This is a genomic window from Muribaculum gordoncarteri (genome assembly GCF_004803695.1).
GTDB classification, from domain to species: Bacteria; Bacteroidota; Bacteroidia; order Bacteroidales; family Muribaculaceae; genus Muribaculum; species Muribaculum gordoncarteri.
The window spans coordinates 974,196-996,374 of the sequence record NZ_CP039393.1 but is presented as its reverse complement, the minus strand read 5'-3'; the positions used below and the strand labels follow the sequence as shown (position 1 = coordinate 996,374).

The 22,179-nt window shown below is 48.5% G+C and carries 21 protein-coding genes; 13 read left to right on the top strand and 8 right to left on the bottom strand.

The features are described from left to right. From wecB to E7746_RS04325, 11 genes are all read left to right on the top strand, one after another. Complete coding sequence (gene wecB, locus E7746_RS04375) at window positions 1-1,125, top strand: non-hydrolyzing UDP-N-acetylglucosamine 2-epimerase (protein ID WP_136409965.1); 1,125 nt, start codon at window positions 1-3, stop codon at window positions 1,123-1,125. Window positions 1,126-1,130: 5 nt separating this feature from the next. Then, on the top strand, window positions 1,131-2,336 hold the full coding sequence (locus E7746_RS04370) for a glycosyltransferase family 4 protein (RefSeq protein WP_136409964.1): 1,206 nt from the start codon (window positions 1,131-1,133) through the stop codon (window positions 2,334-2,336). Further along, the gene (locus E7746_RS04365) at window positions 2,333-3,292 is read left to right on the top strand and encodes an NAD-dependent epimerase/dehydratase family protein (protein ID WP_136409963.1); all 960 of its coding nucleotides are present in this window, start codon (window positions 2,333-2,335) and stop codon (window positions 3,290-3,292) included. The genes E7746_RS04370 and E7746_RS04365 overlap by 4 nt, the downstream gene beginning before the upstream one ends. A 16-nt stretch (window positions 3,293-3,308) precedes the next feature. Further along, the gene (locus E7746_RS04360) at window positions 3,309-4,280 is read left to right on the top strand and encodes an MraY family glycosyltransferase (RefSeq protein WP_136409962.1); all 972 of its coding nucleotides are present in this window, start codon (window positions 3,309-3,311) and stop codon (window positions 4,278-4,280) included. Further along, window positions 4,277-4,675: a WbuC family cupin fold metalloprotein gene (locus E7746_RS04355; RefSeq protein WP_136409961.1), complete on the top strand. Its 399-nt coding sequence runs from the start codon at window positions 4,277-4,279 to the stop codon at window positions 4,673-4,675. The genes E7746_RS04360 and E7746_RS04355 overlap by 4 nt, the downstream gene beginning before the upstream one ends. 167 nt (window positions 4,676-4,842) lie before the next feature. Beyond that, window positions 4,843-6,303 (top strand): DUF1846 domain-containing protein, encoded by a 1,461-nt coding sequence (locus E7746_RS04350; protein WP_123395878.1) that lies wholly within the window; start codon window positions 4,843-4,845, stop codon window positions 6,301-6,303. A gap of 67 nt (window positions 6,304-6,370) precedes the next feature. Further along, window positions 6,371-8,680 (top strand): S9 family peptidase, encoded by a 2,310-nt coding sequence (locus E7746_RS04345; protein ID WP_136409960.1) that lies wholly within the window; start codon window positions 6,371-6,373, stop codon window positions 8,678-8,680. 160 nt (window positions 8,681-8,840) lie between these two features. After that, window positions 8,841-9,401 carry a hypothetical protein gene (locus tag E7746_RS04340; protein WP_123395880.1) on the top strand — a complete coding sequence of 187 codons (561 nt, stop codon included), beginning with the start codon at window positions 8,841-8,843 and terminating at the stop codon, window positions 9,399-9,401. Window positions 9,402-9,584: 183 nt separating this feature from the next. Continuing rightward, window positions 9,585-9,998 carry a hypothetical protein gene (locus E7746_RS04335; RefSeq protein WP_123395881.1) on the top strand — a complete coding sequence of 138 codons (414 nt, stop codon included), beginning with the start codon at window positions 9,585-9,587 and terminating at the stop codon, window positions 9,996-9,998. Continuing rightward, the gene (locus E7746_RS04330; RefSeq protein ID WP_123395882.1) at window positions 9,982-10,182 is read left to right on the top strand and encodes a helix-turn-helix transcriptional regulator; all 201 of its coding nucleotides are present in this window, start codon (window positions 9,982-9,984) and stop codon (window positions 10,180-10,182) included. Before E7746_RS04335 ends, E7746_RS04330 begins: the two co-directional genes overlap by 17 nt. An 11-nt stretch (window positions 10,183-10,193) precedes the next feature. Then, window positions 10,194-10,514 carry a hypothetical protein gene (locus E7746_RS04325; protein ID WP_136409959.1) on the top strand — a complete coding sequence of 107 codons (321 nt, stop codon included), beginning with the start codon at window positions 10,194-10,196 and terminating at the stop codon, window positions 10,512-10,514. A 259-nt stretch (window positions 10,515-10,773) separates the two neighbouring features. On the opposite strand, the gene E7746_RS04320 is transcribed toward E7746_RS04325, so the two are convergent. From E7746_RS04320 to rpmB, 6 genes are all read right to left on the bottom strand, one after another. Next, window positions 10,774-12,006, bottom strand: a complete 1,233-nt coding sequence (locus E7746_RS04320; RefSeq protein WP_123395884.1) for a site-specific integrase — start codon at window positions 12,004-12,006, stop codon at window positions 10,774-10,776. 209 nt (window positions 12,007-12,215) lie between these two features. Then, window positions 12,216-12,641 carry a hypothetical protein gene (locus E7746_RS04315; RefSeq protein WP_136409958.1) on the bottom strand — a complete coding sequence of 142 codons (426 nt, stop codon included), beginning with the start codon at window positions 12,639-12,641 and terminating at the stop codon, window positions 12,216-12,218. Between the two features lie 76 nt (window positions 12,642-12,717). Further along, window positions 12,718-13,929: an MFS transporter gene (locus E7746_RS04310; protein WP_136409957.1), complete on the bottom strand. Its 1,212-nt coding sequence runs from the start codon at window positions 13,927-13,929 to the stop codon at window positions 12,718-12,720. Between the two features lie 115 nt (window positions 13,930-14,044). Continuing rightward, entirely contained in the window at window positions 14,045-14,194 is a 150-nt protein-coding gene (locus tag E7746_RS04305; protein WP_123395887.1) for a DUF4295 domain-containing protein, read from the bottom strand. Window positions 14,195-14,210: 16 nt separating this feature from the next. Beyond that, complete coding sequence (gene rpmG / locus E7746_RS04300) at window positions 14,211-14,399, bottom strand: 50S ribosomal protein L33 (RefSeq protein ID WP_123395888.1); 189 nt, start codon at window positions 14,397-14,399, stop codon at window positions 14,211-14,213. A gap of 6 nt (window positions 14,400-14,405) precedes the next feature. Then, the gene (gene rpmB / locus E7746_RS04295; RefSeq protein ID WP_123395889.1) at window positions 14,406-14,669 is read right to left on the bottom strand and encodes a 50S ribosomal protein L28; all 264 of its coding nucleotides are present in this window, start codon (window positions 14,667-14,669) and stop codon (window positions 14,406-14,408) included. A gap of 336 nt (window positions 14,670-15,005) precedes the next feature. On the opposite strand from rpmB, the gene E7746_RS04290 reads away from it, so the two are divergent. Beyond that, entirely contained in the window at window positions 15,006-16,811 is a 1,806-nt protein-coding gene (locus E7746_RS04290) for an IS1634 family transposase (protein ID WP_136409411.1), read from the top strand. 159 nt (window positions 16,812-16,970) lie between these two features. Here the strand turns inward: E7746_RS04290 and menD are convergent, their stop codons facing one another. Beyond that, complete coding sequence (menD, locus tag E7746_RS04285; RefSeq protein ID WP_136409956.1) at window positions 16,971-18,665, bottom strand: 2-succinyl-5-enolpyruvyl-6-hydroxy-3-cyclohexene-1-carboxylic-acid synthase; 1,695 nt, start codon at window positions 18,663-18,665, stop codon at window positions 16,971-16,973. Window positions 18,666-18,782: 117 nt separating this feature from the next. On the opposite strand from menD, the gene E7746_RS04280 reads away from it, so the two are divergent. After that, window positions 18,783-20,723, top strand: coding sequence for an NAD(+) synthase (locus tag E7746_RS04280; RefSeq protein ID WP_289712236.1), 1,941 nt, complete (start codon window positions 18,783-18,785; stop codon window positions 20,721-20,723). A 15-nt stretch (window positions 20,724-20,738) separates the two neighbouring features. Here E7746_RS04280 and E7746_RS04275 read toward each other — a convergent pair whose 3' ends face one another. Then, entirely contained in the window at window positions 20,739-22,142 is a 1,404-nt protein-coding gene (locus tag E7746_RS04275) for an alanine/glycine:cation symporter family protein (RefSeq protein ID WP_136409954.1), read from the bottom strand. Window positions 22,143-22,179 lie beyond the last annotated feature (37 nt).

Sequence of the window (22,179 nt, the reverse complement as noted above, 5' to 3'; positions counted from 1 at the left end):
ATGAAGAAATTGAAGCTAATGACGATTTTAGGCACACGACCTGAAATCATTAAAATGTCGGAAATCATAAAAAAATCCGACCGATACTTTGACCATGTTCTTGTTCACACCGGACAAAATTACGACTACACGCTTAACGAGGTTTTCTTTAAAGATCTTGGCCTGCGCAAACCCGATTACTACCTCGGTGTCGTAGGAGAAAATCTTGGACAAACCATGGGTAACGTAATCGCAAAAGCATATGAACTTATGACGGAAGTAAAACCCGATGCCATTATAGTTCTGGGCGACACCAACTCATGCCTTAGCGTAATTGCAGCCAAAAGGCTTAAAATTCCCGTATTTCACATGGAGGCCGGCAACCGATGCAAGGATGAAAACCTGCCGGAAGAAGTAATACGTCGCATTGTCGATGTGACAAGCGACATCAATCTTTGCTACTCGGAGCATGCACGACGCTACATACTTGACAGTGGGGTAAAACCGGAATACACCTATGTTGTCGGTTCCCCAATGGCAGAAGTTTTGAAAGTGCACAAAGATGCAATTTCCGAAAGCGACATATTAAACCAACTCAGATTAAAGGAAAAACAATACATTCTCCTTTCAGCCCATCGCGAAGAAAATATTGATATCGAATCTAATTTCTACTCTCTGATGGAAGCTGTAAACTCATTGGCTCGACATTACGAAATGCCCGTGCTGTATTCATGTCACCCTCGCTCCGAGAAATACATCTCGGTTCGCGGATTTGAATTTGACAGCAGAGTGATAAAGCATAAACCTCTCGGATTTTTTGACTACAACAAGCTCCAGGAAAATGCATTCTGCGTAGTGAGCGATAGTGGCACACTTCCCGAAGAAAGTGCATCGCTGCACTTCCCGGCAGTTTCGGTTAGAACGAGTACCGAGCGTCCCGAAGCTCTTGACAGTGGAGTGTTCGTAATTGGCTCCATAACTTCCGACGCTGTAATACAAGCCGTCAACATGGCGGTCGAAATGCAAAAGTCGGGCTTTATCCCTTCACCGGTTGATGCTTATGTTGATGAAAACGTATCCGACAAAGTAGTTCGCCTGATTCAATCCTACACAGGCATAGTAAATCGCATGATCTGGCGCAAATAAAAATCATGAAGCTTCTCATTGTCACACCACATTTTTATCCCGAGAATTTCAAAGTCAACGACATGGCATTTGAACTTCAAAAGAGAGGCCATGATGTAAGTGTAATGACAGCAATTCCCGATTATCCCGAAGGACGCTTTTACAAAGGTTACGGAATATTCAAAAAGCGCAGAGAATCAATAAATGGAGTGAAAGTCCATAGGTCGCTAATTATTCCCCGCCATTCAGGCAGTTCTTTTTGGCTTGCTATGAACTATCTTTCCTACACATTCTTCGCATCCTTAAAGAGCCTTTGGTTTGGTATCGCTAAAAAGTATGATGCAATAATAGTTCATGAGCCATCACCAATTCTCGTTGGGATTCCGGCGGTAATAATAAAAAAGTTACAGAAAATACCTGTCCATTTTTGGGTGCTCGACCTTTGGCCCGAAAGTCTTACAGCTGCCGGAGGCATAACAAACAAAAATATCATATATCCGTTTGAAAAGCTCACCAAATGGATATATGATAATTGTACGACCCTCATGATAGGATCTAAAGGATATGAGAAATCAATCTGTAATAAAGGTGACTTTAAGGACAAAATCGAATTTTTTCCAAATTGGGTAGAAGATTCATTGGAGTCGCAAAAGATGATTGATGTTCCAAAACTCCCTAAAGGATTCAACGTAGTTATCGCCGGTAACATGGGTGACGCTCAGGATTTGCCACATATAATGGAAACTGCTCGAATGCTTAAAGGGAGTAACATAAGATTCAATTTTATAGGTGATGGCCGAAAACGAGAATATGTCGAAAATTATGCACGCGAAAATGGCCTTATGAATAACATATTCTGCCTCGGAAGATATCCCCTTGAAGCCATGCCTGCATTTTTTGCCCAAGCCGACATACTATTCATGGCGTTGAAGGACACTCCTATATTCGCATTGACAGTCCCATCACGATTACAAGCTTATATGTCCTCGGGAAAGCCTGTCGTAGCGATGATAAATGGGGAAGGAGCCGATACTATTCGAGAAGCCGATTGCGGCTGGAGTGTACCGGCAGGAGATTCAGAGCAACTTGCCAATCTTCTCAAGCATCTTTCAACATTGAACAAGGATGAACTAACGCAGAAGGGAGCTAACGGCAAAGAATACAGTCGAAAATACTACGACTTCACAAAGTGCATCAATCATCTCGAAAAAATAATCGGAACTGGATTATGAAATCGCTTCTTATTACCGGCATACACGGGTTTGTCGGCACAAATCTTGTCAAGGCACTAAAAAATCATTACGATATCTACGGCCTTGACATCATAAGCCCCGAGCAGGACGGTGTCATAAGGACATTCTCTTGGGACGACCTTGAAAATAACAAAATTCCTCGGGTCGATGCCATAATCCATCTCGCAGGCAAGGCCCATGACACTAAGAACAAGTCGGCGGCCGATGTGTATTTCAAAGTTAACACCGACCTCACTAAAAAAGTATTCGATTACTTCACGACTCATAAATCCATTGAAAAATTCATTTTCTTCAGCTCGGTAAAGGCGGCCGTTGACAGGGTTCCCGGCGAGATACTCACCGAGGATGTGACGCCATGTCCCGTCGGACCTTATGGAGAGAGCAAGGTGCGCGCCGAGGAATACATCCTTGCACGACTGAGTGACGAGCCCGCAGCCTACACCGGCCGAGATGTGATAATCATGCGCCCCTGCATGATTCACGGACCGGGCAACAAGGGCAACCTCAATCTGCTCTACGGTGTAATCAGCAAAGGAATTCCCTGGCCTCTGGGGGCATTTGACAACCGACGGACATTCACATCCATTGACAATCTAACATTCGTAATCGGTCGCATCCTCTCATCACACATGGAAAGCGGCATATACAACATGGCTGACGACGAAGCCCTATCCACCAACGAACTCATCAGGGTAATGTGCAAAGCCATGGACAAAAAAGCCCGCATAATAAAACTCCCGCGCGGAATAATCAATGCATCGGCACGAATTGGCGATGTGCTGCATCTGCCTTTGAACACATTCCGACTTGACAAGCTGACCGAAAGCTATGTCGTGTCAAACGACAAGATAAAGAAGGCCTTAGGAATTGACCGAATGCCGGTGAGAGCCTATGACGGCCTGACCCATACCATTAAGAGTTTCATTTCAAAATAGCGTCCAACCACCTACAATGACCTATCTGATAATCTCCGTCATCCTCATGGCGGCCGAACTGGCATACTTCAAACTCGCCGACCGATTCAATATAATAGACAAGCCGAATCTTAGGTCGTCACACACCACAATAACACTTAGAGGAGGAGGCATAGTCTTCTATTTCGGTGCTATGGCCTACTTCATTGTGTCGCACGGCGCCTATCCGTGGTTTATGCTGGGACTGACGATGATTGCCGCTGTAAGCTTCGTCGACGACCTTCATTCGATGCCAAACCGCATCAGGCTGATGATTCAGTTCATAGCCATGCTCCTGATGTTTCACCAACTCGGATTCCTGACACTTGAGTCCTGGTGGATTTCAATCGCGGCATTGATTGTGTGTACAGGAATAATAAACGCCTACAACTTCATGGATGGCATAAACGGAATAACGGGTGCCTATTCGATTGCCATACTGATTCCACTGGCAATCGTGAACAGTCACATTGGATTCATCGACCGGTCAATGATTTATATAATCGGCATTAGCGTGCTCGTATTCTGCATATTCAATTTCCGAAAAAGGGCACGATGCTTCGCAGGCGATGTGGGTTCGGTGTCGATAGCCTTCATTCTGCTGTTCATGCTGGGAGCGCTGATAATGGCCACCGGGCAGGTTTGGTATCTCATTTTCTTTGCCGTATACGGAGTCGACTCCGTCCTGACCATAATCCACCGACTGATGCTGCATGAGAACATATTCAAGCCACACCGCAAACACGCCTATCAGATTATGGCCAATGAGCTTGGGATGCCCCATACTTTGGTGTCGACAATATACTTCGCATTGCAGACCACGATATCACTTGGGGCTCTCTATCTACACATCAACGAATGGGTCTACTTCATTTCGGTGATCGCAGTCCTGTCGGCCGGATATACAGTTTTCCAACGGAAATATTTCCATCTGCACCTCGAATATCTGAAATCTAAAAATAAATTATGATTATCGACGATAAGCTTCTGAATCAAGTTTCGCAACAGGCCCGCAAATCTGAGCGGCTGCGAATGAACTACAACCTTCATGAATCGCTCGATGCAAAGGCACAACGTCTTTTCAACGCGCTCGAACCGGGGACACATCTACCGGTACACCGTCATCGCCACACTGCCGAAACCTACATCTTGCTTAGGGGACTGATCAATGTCATGTTCTACGACTCCGAGGGCAATGAAACCGAACGGTTCACATTGAATCCATCGGAGGGCAACTACGGAGTGCACATTCCGTCAGGCCAATGGCACACTCTCGAGGTCATCGAGCCGTCGGTGATATTCGAGGTGAAGGACGGCCCCTACACTCCCCTCTCACCCGACGACATAATGTCCATCAAGCGCTAGCAGAGAAAAATCAATCCTCTATTATAAATAACACATTATAATACATGGAACAATCTCTTTTGTTACGACATTAGAGTGTAATGAATTCATTCATTGAGGCACAAGATGAAAAATCATATACTGAGTTTTCGTCTTGTGCCATTTTTTATCTATCTTTGCATTCCGTTATGATATACGGTTTTGACAACGACAAATATCTGAAAATTCAGTCCGAACACATCAAAGAGCGTATCGCCAAGTTCGGAAACAAGCTCTATCTCGAGCTTGGAGGTAAACTATTCGACGACCATCACGCAAGTCGTGTACTCCCCGGATTTCAACCCGACATCAAGTTGCGAATGCTGAGCCAGCTGCGCGACCATGCCGAGATTGTGATCGTTATCAGCGCACTCGACATCGAAAAAAACAAAGTGCGTCAGGATCTGGGCATCACCTACGACATGGATGTGCTTCGCCTCCGAAATGAATTTCAGCAACGAGGATTCATGGTAAGTTCAGTGGTAATAACCCATTACAACGGCCAGATAAGCGCTGACTCGTTCCGCAGCCGACTAGAGCGCATGGGCATCACCACCTATTATCACTACACAATCGAGGGTTATCCCAACAATGTGGGTCTTATTGCCTCCGACGAGGGATTCGGAAACAATGACTACATCGTCACCACCCGTCCGTTGGTAATTGTAACGGCACCCGGACCCGGCAGCGGAAAGATGGCAGTGTGCCTTAGCCAGCTTTACAACGAGCACAAGCGCGGCATTGAAGCCGGATATGCTAAATTTGAAACATTCCCCGTGTGGAATCTTCCACTGAAGCATCCGGTCAACATAGCCTACGAAGCTGCTACGGCCGACCTCAACGATGTAAACATGATCGACCCCTTCCACCTCGAAGCCTATGGGAAGACTGCAATAAACTACAACCGTGACATAGAGATATTCCCTGTACTAAACGCCTTGTTTGAAGGCATATACGGCGAAAATCCCTACAAATCGCCCACCGACATGGGCGTAAACATGGTGGGTTTCTGCATCAGCGACGACGAAGTGTGCTGCGACGCATCCAAGAACGAAATCATACGCCGCTACTACACCGCCCTAAACCGACTGGCGTTAGGTGACGGCAGCGACAGCGAACTCAATAAAATCGCATTGCTCTTCAAGCAGGCAAAGATCGATGTGTCCTACCGCCGTCCTGTAAAGGCAGCCAAGGATCGCGCCGCACTCAGCGGCAAGCCATGCTCGGCAATCGAGCTTGCCGACGGCACCATCATCACTGCCGAGTCGGGTGAGCTTCTCGGACCGAGCGCCGCATTGATTTTGAACACGATAAAGCATCTTGCAGGAATCGACCACTCGATAAAACTGATTCCGCAGCAGATGATAGAACCGATACAGCACACCAAGCTCAACTATCTGCGCAGCCGTAATCCGCGACTCCACACCGATGAAGTATTGGTGGCCCTGTCGGTACTCAGCACGCATGACGAAAACTGTCGCCGTGCGCTTGAAAAGCTTCCCGAACTAAACGGATGCCAGGTTCACTGCACCGTAATGCTCGGCGAAGTCGACCACAAGATATTCAAAAAACTCGGCGTAGGTCTAACCTGCGAACCTGTATTCAAATAGATAATCAACCATAACAAAACGCATATTCCGTTCGCCGGTGAACGGAATATGCGTAATTAATATAACCATGAATCTAACGAAATTCATCACTCCGGTCCTATTCATCACACTTGCCGGAAACATTACAATGGCACAGATCATGCCCTGGGAAAACCGCAGGGAAAACGATGACAACCCATTCACTCAGAGTGCAAAACAAGAAGTACGCAAAGGGCATCTGCTACTTGAGGATGTCGTCAACGGCAACCTCGTGCCCACACGTGGCAGCGGAGCTATAGACTGGATGAAGGACGGTGAGCGCTACAGCCGTCTTGAACCCAATGAAGCTACCGGCGGGATGGATGTCGTTGCCTATCGTGCCAAGGACAACCGTCGCGAAGTCATAATACCGTCGTCGATGTTCATCGACAAGTCGACAGGAAACCACGTTCCCATAAGAAGCATAATCTGGAGCAACGACAATGACAAAGTGCTTGTCTACACCAACACCCGGCGTGTATGGCGCTACGACACCCGCGGCGACTATTGGGTGCTCGATCTCAACGACGGCACATTCCGTCAATTGGGCAAGGGCCTTCCCGAATCGTCGCTGATGTTCGCCAAATTCTCTCCCGACGGAAACAATGTGGCCTACGTGTCGCAAAACAACATATATGTCGAAAATCTCCCTACCGGCAACATCAAGCGCATAACCGACGACGGCAGCGACACGATAGTCAACGGAACATTTGACTGGGTATATGAAGAAGAGTTCGGCTGCCGTGACGGATTCCGCTGGAGCCCCGACAGCAAATACATCGCCTATTGGCAAAGCGACACCGAAGGAACCGGAACTTTCGACATCATCAACAATGTCGACTCAATCTACCCCACAATAATGCACTTCCCCTACCCCAAGGCCGGAAGCACCAACTCGGCGGTAAAGGTGGGTTACGTTTCAGCCTCGGGAGGCCCCACATCATGGATTGAACTTCCCGGCGACCCTCGCAACAACTACATCCCTCGCATGGAGTTCATTCCCGAAAGCAACGAGCTGTTCATTCAGCAGATGAACCGCCAGCAAAACACCAACAATGTGTGGATTGCGTCGCTTGACGATAACGCCCCAAGAAAAATATTCACCGACACTGATGCCGCATGGCTCGACACCAACGACAACATCCTGTGGCTCAACGACAACAGTTGGTTCACATGGGCAAGCGAGCGTAACGGGTGGCGTCATCTCTATCGCATAAGCCGCGACGGAAAGCAGATGGTGCCCATAACCAAAGGCGACTTCGACTACATATCGCCCGTAGGAACCGACCTTAAAAAGGGACTCGTCTACTTCATCGCATCGCCCGACAACTACACCCAACGCTACCTCTACAGCGCCGAGCTGTTTGGCGACGGCACTGTGAAGCGACTCAGCCCCGCCAATCAGGAGGGACAGCACCGCTACAACATGTCACCGACCGGAAAGTGGGCGGTACACACATTCAGCAACGCTGCAACACCGTCGATAATCGACATGGTATCATTCCCGAAACATCAGTCGGTCAGAACCATCGAGGACAACGCCGACGCTCGTGACCGCTACAAGGCATTGGGGCTAAATCCCAAGGAATTTGTAAAGGTAAAGTCGGGAGAGCTCACGCTTGACGCATGGATGATAAAGCCTGTCGACTTCGATTCAACCAAAAAATATCCCGTAATCGTGGAAGTTTACGGCGAACCGGCAAGCTCCACCGTGCAGGATGTGTGGGGAGGAGGCGACTTGTGGAATCAATACATGGCCAATCTCGGCTATATCGTTGTAAGCATCGACAACCGAGGAGCCAATGTGCCGCGTGGCCGCGAGTGGCGCAAATGCATCTACGGTGAAGTGGGCACATTTGCGTCGGAGGATCAGGCCCGTGGAGTGCAGGACCTTGCCCGTCAATACTCATTCATCGACTCGACGCGAGTAGGCATAACCGGATGGAGCGGAGGCGGCAGCCAGACTCTGAACTCCATGTTCCGTTACCCCGACATATTCCACACAGGAATAGCGATAGCCTTTGTAGCCGACCAGCGCACCTACGATACCATCTATCAGGAACGCTACATGAACACCCCGCAGGACAACCCCGAGGGATATGTGAAGGGCTCTCCCATAAGCCATGTCGAGGGACTTAAAGGCAATCTGCTGCTAATTCACGGCACAGGCGACGACAATGTTCACTACCAGAACTGCGAGCTGCTTGTCAATGAGCTCATACGCCACGGCAAGATTTTCAGCCAGGTAAGCTATCCCATGCGCAGCCACGGCATCTATGAGCGACCGGGCACCACACTGCACCTTCGCAAGACAATGGCAAAATATTGGCTCGACAATCTCCCGGCAGGTCCCCGATAAAAATAAACTGCACCCCAAAAGTTAGACACAAAACTTTTGGGGTGCAGTTCAAATATTGGGGAGCGAGATTTTAAAATTTTGCGGGATAAAATGGGCTTCGCGACATTATGGGGTGAAATCGGGGATTTCGGCGCATTATATTTGCTGAAAAAAAGTAATTATGGAAAATACAGCAACTAACTCACCGAGCCGCCGAGGCAAAAGCCTAAAATTTGATCAGGAATGGAAGGACGCAGTCGACCGTCTACCCAAGCATTACCGTGACGAAATATGCGCCGCAATCGAAGCCTATCAGCGCGACTTGACTGTAATCGAGGTTACACCCGGCGTGCCAAGAGCCATATTCATGCTCATCATGCCCACAATCCGCCGCCGCTATCGCGCACGTGAATTGCGTCGCCTTGCACGCGCCCGCAAAGCCGCCACCAAAGCTGCAAAATCCACTCCATCACGCCGCTGTGCATCCCGACAGGACAACGAAACGCAGCCTAAACCGACACAACAAGTCCCAAACCGACAACCAAAGCCCCCAAAACCCCAAGCCGCGCCCGCAGTCACGCAACAGGCCGCGCAGCCCAATCCGGCACCTTGCGAGCAGCCTCAAATAACACCATCCACCTCCCCGACAACAACTGAAAACGGTCCCGGCAAAAGCACACTCGAGAAACTGCTGCGCCACAAGCACTCCTGTCACAACCGCAAGAAACACCGTCGCCATTAACCGTGGCAACCGCACATAACGGCACAACCCGCAATCAGGAAGCATCCTTTCATCCGGTCTATGCAACGATGCAATCGGGGCGACAATGCTATAATTTCCAACAAAAAGTAAAATTTATTTGCCTAAATGTAAAGTTTTATTTACATTTGCATCGTTGAATAAATAACCTAATAACCCCGGATTATGAAAAATATTCTTTTTCCCAAAGGATTCCGCACAATCGGATGGCTGCTCTTTATCCCTGCAACCATAATGGGCATACTCATCTATATGAATCTATGCTCTTTATCAGGAATCGCGGAAACAGTGGTCAATGATGCAGTAATAATAGGCATTGCACTTGGCGCCGTGTTTATTGTGTGCTCAAAGGAGGTCAACGAGGATGAAATGACACGCTCCATAAGGTTGGCCGCACTACTTAATTCACTATACATCTATGTGATTCTGCTCATCACAAGTACACTGCTGATAAACGGAATCGCATTCATGGAATTTGCGATCATAAATCTCGTTTTGCTCCCGATGATTTATGTCCTTATTTTCCGGCTTGAAATGTACCGCTACAACAAAATATGCGACGATGAAGAACAGGATTAAAGTCGAGCGGGCAGAAAAAGACATAACTCAGCAACAGTTGGCCGAAGCGGTGGGAGTAAGCCGACAGACGATTGTTGCCATTGAGAAAAACCGGTTTCTCCCCTCAACCCCTCTCGCACTCAAAATAGCACGGTACTTCTCCAAGCCCGTCGAATCGATATTTATTCTCGAAGACAACGATTAAAACTTAACAAGATGAAAAGCAAAGTACATTTTTCAACCTACTGCACCATAATAACGATAGCAGTACTCGCACTATTTGTTGTAGGTATAGTATCAACCCGCAATGAATCGCCCAAGTGCCTGATTTTATGCATAATCACTGCATTGGCCACCCTCGCGGGCCTATACTATTGTCCGATAAGCGTCGCTGCCGACTCCAAGTCGGTCAAGATTCATCGGCTCTTGTCGGGCGACAAAACATTTAATTATTCCGACATTGAATCAATCGACACCTTCTATCCCTCGCCCGGAGCATTAAGACTGTGCGGAAGCGGAGGTTTCTTTGGCTATTAGGGATATTTCAGCGACATCATCATCGGCCAGTATTTCGGTTACTATGCCGACCGCAGCCAGAGTTTCTGCATAAAGCTGAAAAACAAGAAGCAATATGTACTAAGCTGCGACAATCATATAGAGATGGTGAGATTCATTCGTAACAGCTTGAAATAGCTGTCGTTACGACACTGCCACAATTACGGATACAGGCACATAGGCATGTAGCAATGTCGTTGTCGTCCTGTATCCGTAATCGTTTAATGATTTTCTCGCCTCGTTAAAGCGATTTCAGTATTATTGAATTGGCTCGGTCCACAACCGCGGTGTCGAGCGATGCGAGATATATGCGAGTGGTGGTTTCACTGTCATGCCCCATCCCCTCACTTATCACGCTTATGGGTATTCCCTTTGATTTTGCCGCCGAAGCCCAGCTGTGTCGCGCCACATATAGCGTCAGCGGAATGTCGGCATTTATCATCTGGGCTATCTTCTTTAGGCTGCGGTTTATATTGTAGCTCATGTTACGGTAGGCACACCGCTCGTTAATCCCCGTATTGCGTATTATAGGCAGCAGATAGCCCGCTCTCGATTCAGGATATTTATCGATCACAACCTGCATCTCCTTGGTCCACTCTATAGTCAAGCGCTGCCCCGTCTTACGGCGACGATAGAGCACATGGCCGTTCCTCAAGTCGCTCTTCCGCAGAAACGCCATGTCGATAAAGCTCATTCCGCGCAGATAGAAACTCATTAAAAACATGTCACGCGCATAGTCAAGAGCCGGGCACAACGACAGGTCAAGCGCCTTGATTTTCTTTATCACAGCCAACGGAAGAGCTCGCTTAACGGTCTTGTCGATTCCGGTGTAAACGTGACGAAACGGGAACGACTGCTCAATAAGATCCTTCTCAACGGCGCGATTGTAAACGGCGCGCAAAATTCTCATGTAAAACGAAATTGTGTTGGGTGTAACGCCACGGCTATGCAGATATGATTCATAGTACTCGACAATATCCGATGTTATGCCGTAAAGCATAATCTCATTTCCCATGAAATAGTGTCCCTTGGCCTTGGAGATGTCGATAAACTTCGTGAAACTGTTCAATGCCGATATATAGGTTTCGGCTGTCCTTATCTTTCCGTTCTGCTTAAGCTTTACGATTATCTCACCCATGAAATTGAGCAGCGAACACTCCTGTTCATATCGCTGAAACTCATTCACGATGTCGGAGGCACTAAACAACAACCCTTTCGTTTCAAATCGCTTTACAATTCTGGACAGTTGTTCTATGTCACGATTGATATTTTCCCTGATTGAAATGACTACGGGATATCGCTCCGACCTCATGGTCGTAACTACCGTCGAACTGCTGTCGCTCCATTCCGAGGGATATATGCGATAATCGGTCGGCAAACGACGCACCTTGCGGTCATGAATAATCTGATAGTAAACAGCTCCCACATTGCCGTCTACAGCGGATGATCTGAATTTTACCTTTACTGATGCCATAATCAAAATGCTTTATGTATTTTTAGATGGTTGATTTAATCACATAAAGCTAATTCCCACAATTCATTGAATCGCAGGAATACAGGCACTTGCTATAGTAATGTTTAGATCAATCGGTCGAGATACTCGGGGACAATAATATTGTCACAAAAATAAATGTTTTATTTCAATTCGACAAAAAATCGATATGATTTTACCGAAATCATTTATCATGATTCCATCTTGGAGTCGATGAACACAAAGCGCAAGAACGAAGCCGACAACGCAACCACGGCCACAGCGGCCACCACCATGTTTAAAGTCGTCCATGAGAATATCGCTCCCATCATCCAGGCTCCAAGCAACAGTCCGCTTAAATAGTTTACAAATCGGTCCCACGTGCCTGAGCATGGCTTCACGGGCAGATGCTTTACAACAACCAATGCTATCCACACAATCCATGTAATCAACACCGCTGTCGCCGCACCTATCACCGCCACTGTAGCGAAGTCGACTTTGTTAAAATCAATCATGGGCGAAAACGAGAGCATCGTCATAATGTAAAGCATACAGTATGTCGAAATGCGGGCATCGAGAATCGACATCAATAGCGTCGACTTACTTAATATATCAAATGAATATAACTTTCGTTCCATAGCATCGGTAAATTACTTTTTCACAAAAGTAGACATTTAAATCGTAATCACAAATATATGCAATTGGAAATTGTCACTACTCAAGACGACGCCTCTGGAAGAAGTAACGGGTGACCAACAGGAACAGCACGGCTCCGGTGCCCTGCATAGCCGCTGCGACCCAGAACGCAGCTTCATAGCTGATATATTCGGCCATGAATCCGCCCACAAGGATGCCTATGCCCATTCCGAGATCCCAGGATATCAGGATGGATGAATTGGCTGTACCGCGCTGATCATGCCGCGCCACTTTTATGAACATATTAAGGAAGGCGGGATACATCTGTCCGTTGCCAAGTCCCACAAGCAACGCCGACAGATAGTAGCTCCATTCACCGAGCGACAGTGCGAAGAGAGTGAATCCTGCAAGCGAGCACAACACTCCGCGGGCGCAGTTCTGCGTCAGCTTCCCGGCACGTAACGCCTTTGAGCCGAAGAGTCGCGACACAAACAGTCCGCCCGACAGTATCATGAAGAATATACCCGTTCCGTCGGTTATGCCAAGCTCCTCCTGGCCGTATATGGCCACGTAATTGCTCATTATGCCCCAGCACAACCCGAACAATGATATGTTTACAGCCATCAGCCATGCACGCCCCAGGAAAAAGTGATCGAGGCTCAGCTTGGGCTTGTTGAGCACTATCTCACGCTGTGGAATCTTTACTGACGATGCGCTGCAGAATCCCGCCAACGCCAGTGCCAGTGCTATCCAGAATAGAAGCGAGAAATTTCCGGTAGCCGAATATATGTATATTCCTATCGACGGAGCCACGGCCATGGCAAGATTGTTGCTCAATCCGTAGAAGCCTATGCCTTCATTGCGCCTCGACGACGGAAGCACATCGATAGCCACGGTGCTGTTGGCCACGGTGGCCGCGCCGAAAGGGATGCCGTGCATTGTACGCACTATGGCAAACATCAGCAACGTGCCGGCCCCAATGTATCCCGCAAAGCAGATGAAGAATACAAAGAAGCACAGCATCAGCACTTTCTTGCGATTGAAGCTGTCGACTATGAATCCGCTGAAAGGCCTGATAAGAAGCGTTGCCACGACATAGCCCGACAGCACAAGTCCTATCATGTCCTTATCGGCGGCAAACTGTGCATCAAGATATATGGGCAGCAGCGGAGTGAGTATGTAGAAGGCAAAAAAGAGCAGGAAATTGCTGGTCATCACCTTCAGGTAATTGGGGTTCCAAAGCCGTTCCGACTTCAGCGAGTCGGATGTGGTTGATTCGCAAGCACTCATAGGTCACATAATGATAACCGACAACAATCATGTCGGCACGATATTGTCTTATCAAAAATGAGGCCACCGACAATACAGTCGGCAGCCTCGTATAGAAAAGTTGAGATTGTCTATTTTACTTAAGAGCGGCCTTAACAGCATCGTTAGGCACCATCTCTTCCTTGAATACATAAGCGCCGGTCTTGGGTGACTTCTCCATCTTTATAACCTTGCTGTATGTACGTCCTTCACCTTTTTGCAGTGATGCTACGGTTTTCTTTGCCATATCTTAGAGGGGGTTATTATTTAATTTCTTTGTGAACGGTTACTCGCTTGAGAATGGGGTTGTATTTCTTCAACTCCAGGCGGTCGGGGGTATTCTTTCTGTTCTTGGTGGTAATGTAACGAGAAGTGCCGGGCATACCGCTTGCCTTGTGCTCGGTGCATTCAAGAATCACCTGTACTCTATTACCTTTAGCTTTCTTTGCCATAATACCTTAGAATTCTAAAAATTTAATATCCTTACCAGTTAAATAACCCTTCTCGGCAGCTTGCATCATAGCAGCGTTAAGACCGAGCTTGTTGATAGTGCGAAGACCGGCAGCTGAAATAGTAAGACGAATCCACGCCTGCTGTTCAACCCAGAAGAACTTCTTCTCGAAAAGGTTGACATTGAACGCGCGCTTGGTGCGACGCTTGGAGTGCGACACATTATTGCCCACCATTGCTTTCTTGCCTGTGATTTGACAAATCTTTGACATGGCTGTTTTTATCTTTTGAGTTCGTTATTTAATTAACTTTGGTTATATGGCCGCCATCTCAGTTCTCATATCATTGCTAAGTGCATCATTCTCAACAACTTTACAGGATGAGCCATAAAACAGGTGCAAAGTAACTAAATTTTTCCCACCTATGCAAGTTTTGCCCGCTTTTTTATTGATAATTTATTATCGGGCATGTCGTTTAAAGTATCCGCGCAACACGGTAGTTTGACAGTTGCATTTTCATGAATCTTTTTTGCTGGCACGCTTGCACGTGTCAAATTTTATTACTATCTTTGTAGCACCGTGTAGCAATCAACGGCAGGGCGGCATAATATGAAGCTGAAAATAACCAAGACAAAAAAGACTTCCATCCTTTATGTACAGAAGGCATACAGGGACAAGAACGGCAAAAGTACCTCAAGAATCCATGAGCGCCTTGGAACGCTTGAGGAAGTTCGTCAGAGATGCGGAGACAGAGATCCTGTTGAATGGGCCAGGGGATATATCGCCAGGCTTACGGCACAGGAGAAGGAGGGCCGGCAGGTGATAATATCACGTCTGTCGCCCACAAAGCTTATTGAAAAAGGCGAGGCTCAGAGTTGCGAGAGCGGATATCTGTTTCTTAAACGGCTGTACCATAAGGTCGGGATGGACAGGATATGCGAGGCAATCTCACGTAAACATAAGTTCGACTTCGATTTCAACAAAGTTCTGGAGCTGATGGTCTACGAACGGCTTTTGAGACCGGCTTCAAAACTAGGTAATTATCGCAGGAGCGGAAGCTATATCGAGCCTTTTGATATAGAAAAACAGCATATCTACAGGAGTCTGGATATCCTGGACAGACACGGTGAATACATCCAGAAGAGACTTTTCCTTAATTCGTCAAAGGTTGTCGAACGGGATACGACCGTCATGTACTATGACTGCACCAACTATTTTTTCGAGAGAGAATCTGCCGATCCGGACTATGTGACAGACAAAAAAGGGAACGTTCATGAACGTATACGCAAGTACGGAGTCTCCAAGGAACATCGACCGAACCCCATCGTACAGATGGGTATGTTCATCGACAACTCCGGCATGCCGGTTGCGATGTGCATCAATCCCGGCAATGCCAACGAACAGACTACCTTGATTCCAACTGAAAAGATTATAGTTGAGAAGATGGGGGTCAGCAAGATTGTAGTCTGTACAGACGGAGGTCTCTCTTCTGAAGGCAACCGGTCATATAACTCCACAGCAGAAAGATCATTCATAACGGTGCAGTCAATAAAGAAACTGGAGGATAATCTCAGGGACTGGTGTCTGGAACCGACAGGATGGAAACTTGTAAAGTCCGACACGGTACAAAAAGACAAGCGGTACCGGGATGCAGACGAGGATGAACTGGAGTTTGACCTGACTGATGCCGATACTGCCCGTTATTACGGAGACCGCACTTTTTATCGCGAGCGTTGGATTGTCAATGAAAAGACAAAGTTCTCTCAAAGATTGATTGTGACATTTTCATACAAATACCGCGACTACCTCCGATTCCTGCGTCAACGCGAGATTGACAAGGCTGACAGCAATGCACGTGGAAACAGGACATTGACCAAATCTTATAAGAGCCCTGACAGGTTCCTTTCCGAGACCTACGCCACAGAAGACGGCGAGGTTGCGGTATTCAGAACCGTCTCCCTGAATCTTGACGCCATATCAGAAGAAGAAAAATATGACGGCTTCTATGCGATATGTACGGATCTGTCTGACAATGTGACGAAAATCATCGAACTGAACCATAACCGCTGGGAGTCGGAGGATGCCTTCAGGGTCATCAAGACTGACTTCAAGGGTCGACCCGTCTTCGTCTGGACGGCGGAACACATAAGGGCCCACTTCATTGTCTGCTTTATCACACTACTGCTCTTCAGAATAATGGAAAAGGAACTGAACTATAAATACACATCCTCCGCTATAATTGAGAAACTACGGTCAATGACTATGAACATAGTCAAGGGAGAAGGCTACAAGCCTAACTTCACACGGGATGATCTTACCGATGACCTACATGCCAAAGCCGGCTTCAGACTCGACACCGAGATTGTTACTCGTCAGAAAATCAAACAGATTATTGCTAATATTAAAAAAGGTTAAATATAGATAACCCCATTCCAGTGCTACATATATAGACCCTTTTGCACATGGCTTCACGCCAATGTACAAAAGGGTTTGCTCGTTTTTGGACTGTAAAAGATGGGTAACTAAATTTTTCCCACCTATGCAAGTTTTGCCCGCTTTTTTATTGATAATTTATTATCGGGCATGTCGTTTAAAGTATCCGCGCAACACTTCGGCGCTCTCTTCGGCTGGTGTGTGGACGGCCATTATGGACGGTCGGTCGGAAACCTCCATGAAATTTTGGAAGTTATGCCTCAACGACTCTTCCGAGTCGGCTTCAAAGTATCGGAATCCGTAGGCCTCGGCCATCTGTTGCAACGGAAAATGTCGCTTCACCACAAAGTACTCCTCAAGCTCGGGCTGATTGGATGTCGACGAAATGAAGCGGAATATACCTCCGCCGCCGTTGCACATTACAATCATCTTGAATCGCGGCGGTATGCAGTCGACCGTCAACGCGCCTATGTCATACTGAGCGCTCATGTCACCGGTAATCAGCACCGTAACGCCGTCATAAACTGTCGAGGCGCCTATCGCCGTCGATGTGCATCCGTCAATTCCGCTTACACCACGGTTGCAGTCGCTGCGACGAATGTCACGCGACGAAAAGAGTTGAGCGTAACGTATCGAGGTGCCGTTGGAGAGCTGCAGGTTGCAGTCATGGGGCAACATCGACATTATTACTGACATGGCCGACATGTCGCTCCAAGGGATTGATGACACATACTTGTCGTGGAGCTGTCGCGCCTCCCGGGCCACCTCATGCCATCGTGCCGAGTAATCGCTGTCGACGCTTTCGCGCATTGCATCGGCAATCTGCGCGAAAAACGAGCCCGCCTCCATGTCGATGCGCAATGTAAGCGACTGAAAGCAGTCGATAGTATTGTCGGTCATGCCTACATGCCAATGCTCGCCCACCCTGTAATTGCGAAGATACTGCTTGACGAAACGTGACACCAGCGCGCCTCCGAAAGTTATCACCACATCGGGAGTGAGGCTGCGCTTGCCCTCGTCGTCGAGAATGCTCAAGGTGGAGTCAATCGAGTCGATGAACAGTCGGTTGTGTATATTGGCGATGCTTTCACACAGCACCGTTACATTAGGCATCATGGCAAGCCTGCCGAGCGACTCGTTTAGAAGAGTGTCAGGCTTGTGGAAACCGCCTATGACAAGAACCTTATTGGGCGACGACAATCGCTCGACAAGGTGCGTCAGCTCACTGTCGGTCAATATGCGTCCGGGGGCCACATGTCCTATGAACCGTTCGGTCCAGTGCGTAGCCTCAGCGGGTTTTCTCACGTTAAGAGGCTCGTCAAGCTGCAGATTTATGTGTACGGGAGCACGTCGTCCGCTCAAGGCACACAACATGGCGTCGTTTACCACCCTGTTGACATACCATCGCGAAGTGTCATTGTCACACCGTGACGGGATGTTGTAGCTGCGCTTCACATAGTGTGACAACGCCTCATACTGGCGAAGGGTCTGGCTGTCATCCTGGTCGATCCACTCCATCGGTCTGTCGGCCGACACTACGACAATCGGAAGCTTGCGATAGTAGGCTTCCGCTATAGCGGGCGCATAATTCAGGACGGCAGTGCCCGAAGTACACACAAGCGCTACGGCACCGTCGACAATCGAAGCCTTGCCGAGAGCGATGAACGCGGCACTACGCTCATCGATCACAACCGTCTTCTCAATCGCGTCACATTGCGCCAATGCAACAACGAGCGGAGCGTTACGCGAACCCGGCGATATGACAACATGCCTCACACCGTGCTTGACAAGCAACGACACAAGTATCAAACAAGAATCCTTATCGGTAGTCTTCATAACGTGTGACAATATTTTTAAGCCATGCAAAGGTAGTCATTTTTTGGATTTGCACCTCGTTCATCAACCTCACTACTGACAAAATCGTTATATTTGCAGTGAAAACATAAAATTCAAGTGACAATGAACAACGGATATATAAGGGTGGCATCAATAGCACCAAGAGTAAATGTGGCCGATGTAGACTACAACGTAGTGCAAATCATCGACATGGCACGAAAAGCCGCCGATGAGGGCGCGTCCATAATCCTGTTTCCCGAACTGTCGATAACCGGCTATACTTGCGCCGACCTGTTTCATCAAAGCCCGCTGCTTAATGCCGCAATTAACGGTTTGTCACGGATTGCCAAGGCATCAACAGGCATTGATGCGCTCATTGTAGCAGGCGCACCGTTACGTGTCGAGGGGCAGCTCTACAACTGCGCCGTAGCCATTAGCGGAGGAACTATAAGAGCCATTGTGCCGAAAACATATATCCCCAACTACAACGAGTTTTATGAAAAGCGTTGGTTTGCATCGCCCGATGCCGTCAACTGCTCCATAGAAACCACGCTCCCTGTCCAGGAGGCACCGATTCCGTTTGGCACCGATATTGTGTTGAGCGTCGACGACGCACTTGTTGGCATCGAGATATGCGAGGACCTGTGGACTCCAATTCCGCCGTCGACCCATGCTGCACTCAGCGGAGCGCAGATACTGCTCAACCTCTCGGCGTCCAACGACCTCATCGGAAAATATGACTATCTGCTCAGCCTTATAAAGCAGCAGTCGGCACGCAACATAGCCGCCTACGTATATTCGGGAGCGGGATTCGGAGAGTCGTCGACCGACCTCGTGTTTGACGGAAAGACCATAATCGCCGAAAACGGCACACTGCTTCAGGCCAACGCCCGATGGTCGACCGAGCCGTCATGTGTCATTGCCGACATCGACATCTACGCACTCAACCGCGACCGTCTTCACATAATGTCGTTTGGCGACACAGCCATGCGCGAACCCTCGCGATACCGCATTGTCGACTCACTCATCGACCAGCGCATCAACACCGACCTGTTGCGCAGCATCGATCCCCACCCCTTCGTCCCCGACAGCGAGCACATAGTCGATCGTCGATGCGAGGAGATTATCAACATCCAGGTAGCAGGACTTGCCCGACGCCTTTCGGCCACTCACACGAGCAAGCTTGTGATAGGAATTTCAGGCGGACTTGACTCCACGCTTGCCCTGCTTGTTGCCGTACACACCTTCGACCGACTGAAACTCGACCGCAAGGGATTGGTGGCAGTGACAATGCCGGGATACGGCACCACCGGACGAACCTACAACAACGCCATGACATTGATGAAGGCTCTCGGCGTCACAATACGTGAAATATCAATCGTTCCGGCTGTGGAGCAACACTTCAAGGACATAGGCCACGACCCGGCACAGCACGATGTCACCTACGAAAATTCGCAGGCTCGCGAACGCACCCAGCTGCTCATGGATATTGCCAACCAGATTGGAGGAATGGTACTCGGCACGGGCGACCTTTCGGAACTTGCATTGGGATGGGCTACCTACAACGGCGATCACATGTCGATGTATGGCGTGAATGCAGGCGTGCCCAAGACGCTTGTTAAATATCTTGTGAGATGGTTTGCCATACGCACATCCGACAATGACGAGCGCACCGCCTTGAACGACATAATCGACACCCCCATAAGCCCCGAACTGATTCCGGCCGACAGCAAGGGCAACATCAAGCAGAAGACCGAGGACCTCGTAGGCCCCTACGAGCTGCACGATTTCTTCCTCTACTACACGTTACGTTACGGATTCTCGCCGCGCCGCATCTATTTCATGGCATGTCATGCATTTAACGGAGTGTACGATTGCGCGACAATCAAGCATTGGCTCAAGACCTTCTGTCGCCGATTCTTCAACCAACAGTTCAAGCGCTCATGTCTGCCCGACGGACCCAAGGTGGGAAGCGTGTGCCTCTCTCCCCGAGGCGACTGGCGCATGCCCTCCGATGCATCTTCGGCATTATGGCTTGCCGAGTGCGACGAGCTTTAACGGACTGTTACTCGATTATTTTGGCCAGCAAGGAGTTTCCGATGCAATCTGCGGTATCGTCGAAGTATGATATTGCGGATTGTATCCTCTTGTGCGCTGTGAATCGTAATCCTTGAGCAGTATCATCGCATACTTTCCGAGAATCAATATCGCCACAATGTTGACAAGCGTCATCAGACCCATCGACAAATCGGCGAGAGCCCACACGAAGTCAAGCGGCGACACTGCGCCAATAAGCACCATTGCGCCCACACACAACCGATATATCACTATCAACGTGCGGCTCTTGTAGATGAAGTGCAGATTGGTTTCTCCGTAATAGTAATTTGACACGATGCTCGTAAAGGCGAAGAAGAATACTGCTATGGCTACGAATGTCGAGCCTATCTGCCCCACTTCGCTTTCAAGCGCCATCTGCGTCAACTCGATGCCCGACGCTCCGTTCTCGAATATCCCGCTGCACAGGATTATGAATGCGGTGCATGAACATATAAGAATGGTGTCGGTGAACACGGCAAACGATTGGATAAGCCCCTGCTTGACCGGGTGGCTGACCGATGCCGTAGCGGCGACATTAGGAGCCGAACCCTGTCCGGCCTCGTTGCTGAACAAGCCTCGCTTTATTCCCATCATCAATGCCATTCCCATTCCGCCGCCAAGTGCCGCACTGCCGGTAAACGCTTCGGTGAATATCATGTCGAGCACATGGGGAATCTTGTCTATATTCATCACGACAATAGCCAAGGCAAGCGCAATATAAAGCAGTGCCATTATAGGCACGACAATCTGGCTGAACTTGGATATTCGCTGAATGCCTCCGCATATAATAAGGAGCGTCATCACCGCTAAGATTATTCCCACGACAACCGGCGAAAAGCCGAACGACACCTTCAAGGCCGCCGAAATAGTATTGGACTGAACCGAATTGTAGGCGATTCCGAAGGTAAACGTTATCAGCACGGCAAACAGGATTGCAAACCATCGCCGCCCTATTCCATTCTGTATATAGTAAGCCGGACCGCCCATAAACGAGTCCTTGCCCTTTACCTTATACAATTGCGCCAATGTTGACTCGACGAAAGCCGAGGCCGAACCAAGTAATGCTATTATCCACATCCAGAATATTGAGCCGGCTCCACCTATGGCGATAGCGGTTGCCACGCCGGCAAGATTTCCCGTTCCCACACGGCTGGCGATCGAAACGGCAAACGCCTGAAACGAACTTACAGTGTGGTGCGTGTCACCGTCGGCCGACGAATCGCCGCTTTCACGCTTTCCCGACGAGCACAAGAGGCGAATCATCTCTCCAAACATCCTGAACTGTACGCCTCGGCTGCGCAATGTAAAATATATGCCTGTGAACAGCAGCAGAGCAATCAATACATAGCTCCACAATATGTCATTAAGCCAATCTATCATATTTCTTGGATAAAAGTGTGGTTAACAATCACCACGA

What these genes read in the sequence shown, in the direction of transcription:
- E7746_RS04310 (WP_136409957.1), bottom strand. Translation starts at nt 13,929, where the DNA reads ATGAGTGCTTGCGAATCAACCACATCCGACTCGCTGAAGTCGGAACGG.
- menD (WP_136409956.1), bottom strand. Translation starts at nt 18,665, where the DNA reads ATGAAGACTACCGATAAGGATTCTTGTTTGATACTTGTGTCGTTGCTT.
- E7746_RS04340 (WP_123395880.1), top strand. Translation starts at nt 8,841, where the DNA reads ATGGAAAATACAGCAACTAACTCACCGAGCCGCCGAGGCAAAAGCCTA.
- rpmB (WP_123395889.1), bottom strand. Translation starts at nt 14,669, where the DNA reads ATGTCAAAGATTTGTCAAATCACAGGCAAGAAAGCAATGGTGGGCAAT.
- E7746_RS04325 (WP_136409959.1), top strand. Translation starts at nt 10,194, where the DNA reads ATGAAAAGCAAAGTACATTTTTCAACCTACTGCACCATAATAACGATA.
- E7746_RS04350 (WP_123395878.1), top strand. Translation starts at nt 4,843, where the DNA reads ATGATATACGGTTTTGACAACGACAAATATCTGAAAATTCAGTCCGAA.
- rpmG (WP_123395888.1), bottom strand. Translation starts at nt 14,399, where the DNA reads ATGGCAAAGAAAGCTAAAGGTAATAGAGTACAGGTGATTCTTGAATGC.
- E7746_RS04370 (WP_136409964.1), top strand. Translation starts at nt 1,131, where the DNA reads ATGAAGCTTCTCATTGTCACACCACATTTTTATCCCGAGAATTTCAAA.
- E7746_RS04320 (WP_123395884.1), bottom strand. Translation starts at nt 12,006, where the DNA reads ATGGCATCAGTAAAGGTAAAATTCAGATCATCCGCTGTAGACGGCAAT.
- E7746_RS04345 (WP_136409960.1), top strand. Translation starts at nt 6,371, where the DNA reads ATGAATCTAACGAAATTCATCACTCCGGTCCTATTCATCACACTTGCC.
- E7746_RS04315 (WP_136409958.1), bottom strand. Translation starts at nt 12,641, where the DNA reads ATGGAACGAAAGTTATATTCATTTGATATATTAAGTAAGTCGACGCTA.
- E7746_RS04290 (WP_136409411.1), top strand. Translation starts at nt 15,006, where the DNA reads ATGAAGCTGAAAATAACCAAGACAAAAAAGACTTCCATCCTTTATGTA.
- E7746_RS04330 (WP_123395882.1), top strand. Translation starts at nt 9,982, where the DNA reads ATGAAGAACAGGATTAAAGTCGAGCGGGCAGAAAAAGACATAACTCAG.
- wecB (WP_136409965.1), top strand. Translation starts at nt 1, where the DNA reads ATGAAGAAATTGAAGCTAATGACGATTTTAGGCACACGACCTGAAATC.
- E7746_RS04335 (WP_123395881.1), top strand. Translation starts at nt 9,585, where the DNA reads ATGAAAAATATTCTTTTTCCCAAAGGATTCCGCACAATCGGATGGCTG.
- E7746_RS04275 (WP_136409954.1), bottom strand. Translation starts at nt 22,142, where the DNA reads ATGATAGATTGGCTTAATGACATATTGTGGAGCTATGTATTGATTGCT.
- E7746_RS04360 (WP_136409962.1), top strand. Translation starts at nt 3,309, where the DNA reads ATGACCTATCTGATAATCTCCGTCATCCTCATGGCGGCCGAACTGGCA.
- E7746_RS04305 (WP_123395887.1), bottom strand. Translation starts at nt 14,194, where the DNA reads ATGGCAAAGAAAACCGTAGCATCACTGCAAAAAGGTGAAGGACGTACA.
- E7746_RS04355 (WP_136409961.1), top strand. Translation starts at nt 4,277, where the DNA reads ATGATTATCGACGATAAGCTTCTGAATCAAGTTTCGCAACAGGCCCGC.
- E7746_RS04365 (WP_136409963.1), top strand. Translation starts at nt 2,333, where the DNA reads ATGAAATCGCTTCTTATTACCGGCATACACGGGTTTGTCGGCACAAAT.